Below are 3,162 nucleotides of genomic sequence, written 5' to 3'. Positions count from 1 at the left end.
GGTGGGCCTGTTTGTTGTTTGAGATTTGCATAGTGGACGCGAGCATCTTTGTGGCCAAGTTTTTTAGGGCACACGGTGGATGCCTTGGCATCAGGAGCCGATGAAGGACGTGGGAGGCTGCGTTAAGCCTCGGGGAGTCGCCAACCAGACGTTGATCCGGGGATGTCCGAATGGGGAAACCTAGCACCAGTCATGTGGTGTTGCCTCCGCCTGAATGTATAGGGCGGTTGGTGGTAACGCGGGGAAGTGAAACATCTCAGTACCCGTAGGAAGAGAAAACAACAGTGATTCCGTGAGTAGTGGTGAGCGAAAGCGGATGAGGCTAAACCTGGCGTGTGTGATAGCCGGCAGGCGTTGCATGTCAGGGGTTGTGGGACCTCCTTGAAGGAGCTGCCGTTCCTTCGAACAGTCAGAAACCTGTCTGATAGTTGAAAGCTCTGGGAAGGGCTGCCGTAGACCGTGAGAGCCGGGTAGACGAAATTGGATGGGCTGTTTGGGGTGTTCCCAAGTAGCACGGGGCCCGAGAAATCCTGTGTGAATCTGCCAGGACCACCTGGTAAGCCTAAATACTCCCTGATGACCGATAGTGCACGAGTACCGTGAGGGAAAGGTGAAAAGTGCCCCGGTGAGGGGTCGTGAAATAGTACCTGAAACCGTGTGCCTACAAGCCGTAGGAGCTTACACAGTCTTCGGATTGTGTGTGATGTGACTGCGTGCCTTTTGAAGAATGAGCCTGCGAGTTATGGTGTGTGGCGAGGTTAACCCGTGTGGGGGAGCCGTAGCGAAAGCGAGTCTGAAGAGGGCGTTTGAGTCGCATGCTGTAGACCCGAAGCGGAGTGATCTACGCATGGGCAGGTTGAAGCTCAGGTAAGACTGGGTGGAGGACCGAACCCACCAGGGTTGAAAACCTGGGGGATGACCTGTGTGTAGGGGTGAAAGGCCAATCAAACTCCGTGATAGCTGGTTCTCCCCGAAATGCATTTAGGTGCAGCGTTGCGTGTTTCTTGCCGGAGGTAGAGCACTGGATGGCTGATGGGCCCGACAAGGTTACTGACGTCAGCCAAACTCCGAATGCCGGTAAGTGAGAGCGTGGCAGTGAGACTGCGGGCGATAAGGTTCGTAGTCGAGAGGGAAACAGCCCAGATCACCGACTAAGGCCCCTAAGCGTGTGCTAAGTGGGAAAGGATGTGGAGTCGCAGAGACAACCAGGAGGTTGGCTTAGAAGCAGCCACCCTTGAAAGAGTGCGTAATAGCTCACTGGTCAAGTGATTCCGCGCCGACAATGTAGCGGGGCTCAAGTACACCGCCGAAGTCGTGGCATTCAGTCTTGGACTGGATGGGTAGGGGAGCGTCGTGTATGCGGTGAAGCGGCAGAGTGATCTAGTCGTGGAGCGTACACGAGTGAGAATGCAGGCATGAGTAGCGAATCGAGGGTGAGAAACCCTCGCGCCGGATGACCAAGGGTTCCTGGGGCAGGCTAATCCGCCCAGGGTAAGTCGGGGCCTAAGGCGAGGCCGACAGGCGTAGTCGATGGATAACGGGTTGATATTCCCGTACCCGCTTTGAAGCGCCCATATCGAACCTCCTGATGCTAACGGTCCTTAAGTCCCTCTGATGCCTTCGGGCTAGGGGGTGAGGCTGAACGCCGGATCCGATGGGGTAGTAGGTAAGTGATGGGGTGACGCAGGAAGGTAGTCCAGCCCAGGCGATGGTTGTCCTGGGGTAAGCATGTAGGGCGTGTTGTAGGCAAATCCGCAACACATGTGCCTGAGATGTGATGCCGAGCCGATTGTGGTGAAGTGGATGATCCTATGCTGCCGAGAAAAGCCTCTAGCGAGTTTCATGGCGGCCCGTACCCTAAACCGACTCAGGTGGTCAGGTAGAGAATACTAAGGCGATCGGGTGAACTGTGGTTAAGGAACTCGGCAAATTGCCCCCGTAACTTCGGGAGAAGGGGGACCTCTGCTGGTGATAGACCTAGCGTCTGGAGCTGGTGGGGGTCGCAGTGGCCAGGGGGAAGCGACTGTTTACTAAAAACACAGGTCCGTGCGAAGTCGTAAGACGATGTATACGGACTGACGCCTGCCCGGTGCCGGAACGTTAAGGGGACCGCTTAGCCAGCTTCGGTTGGCGAAGGTGAGAACTTAAGCGCCGGTAAACGGCGGTGGTAACTATAACCATCCTAAGGTAGCGAAATTCCTTGTCGGGTAAGTTCCGACCTGCACGAATGGCGTAACGACTTCCCCGCTGTCTCAACCGCAGACCCGGCGAAATTGCACTACGAGTAAAGATGCTCGTTACGCGCAGCAGGACGGAAAGACCCCGGGACCTTCACTACAGCTTGACATTGGCGTTTGGAGCGTCTTGTGTAGGATAGGTGGGAGACTGGGAAGCTCGGACGCTAGTTCGGGTGGAGTCATTGGTGAAATACCACTCTGGTCGTTTTGAACGTCTAACTCTGGTCCGTGATCCGGATCGGGGACAGTGTCTGGTGGGTAGTTTAACTGGGGCGGTTGCCTCCTAAAGGGTAACGGAGGCGCCCAAAGGTTCCCTCAGCCTGGTTGGCAATCAGGTGTTGAGTGTAAGTGCACAAGGGAGCTTGACTGTGAGACTGACGGGTCGAGCAGGAGCGAAAGCTGGGACTAGTGATCCGGCATCGGCATGTGGAAGCGGTGTCGCTCAACGGCTAAAAGGTACCCCGGGGATAACAGGCTGATCTTCCCCAAGAGTCCATATCGACGGGATGGTTTGGCACCTCGATGTCGGCTCGTCGCATCCTGGGGCTGGAGTAGGTCCCAAGGGTTGGGCTGTTCGCCCATTAAAGCGGTACGCGAGCTGGGTTTAGAACGTCGCGAGACAGTTCGGTCCCTATCCGCTGCGCGCGCAGGAGACTTGAAAGGGGCTGTCCCTAGTACGAGAGGACCGGGACGGACGAACCTCTGGTGTGCCAGTTGTACCGCCAGGTGCACGGCTGGTTGGCTACGTTCGGAAGGGATAACCGCTGAAAGCATCTAAGCGGGAAGCTCGCCTTGAGATGAGGTCTCCCACCCTGTGAGGGGGTAAGGCTCCCGGTAGACGACCGGGTTGATAGGCCGGAGGTGGAAGCGCGGTAACGTGTGGAGCTGACCGGTACTAATAGGCCGAGGACTTGACCACAAAGCA

1 rRNA gene is annotated in these 3,162 nt (G+C 56.5%); it reads left to right on the top strand.

Features of this window, described 5'->3' with window-relative positions:
- The first annotated feature begins 52 nt into the window (after positions 1-52).
- Positions 53-3,156: ribosomal RNA gene (locus tag KIK09_RS57165) — 23S ribosomal RNA — on the top strand.
- The last annotated feature ends 6 nt before the right edge of the window (positions 3,157-3,162 follow it).

The sequence above is a fragment of the Nonomuraea sediminis genome (assembly GCF_018531495.1).
GTDB classification, from domain to species: Bacteria; Actinomycetota; Actinomycetes; order Streptosporangiales; family Streptosporangiaceae; genus Nonomuraea; species Nonomuraea sediminis.
This window is presented reverse-complemented; position numbering and strand designations above follow the sequence as displayed.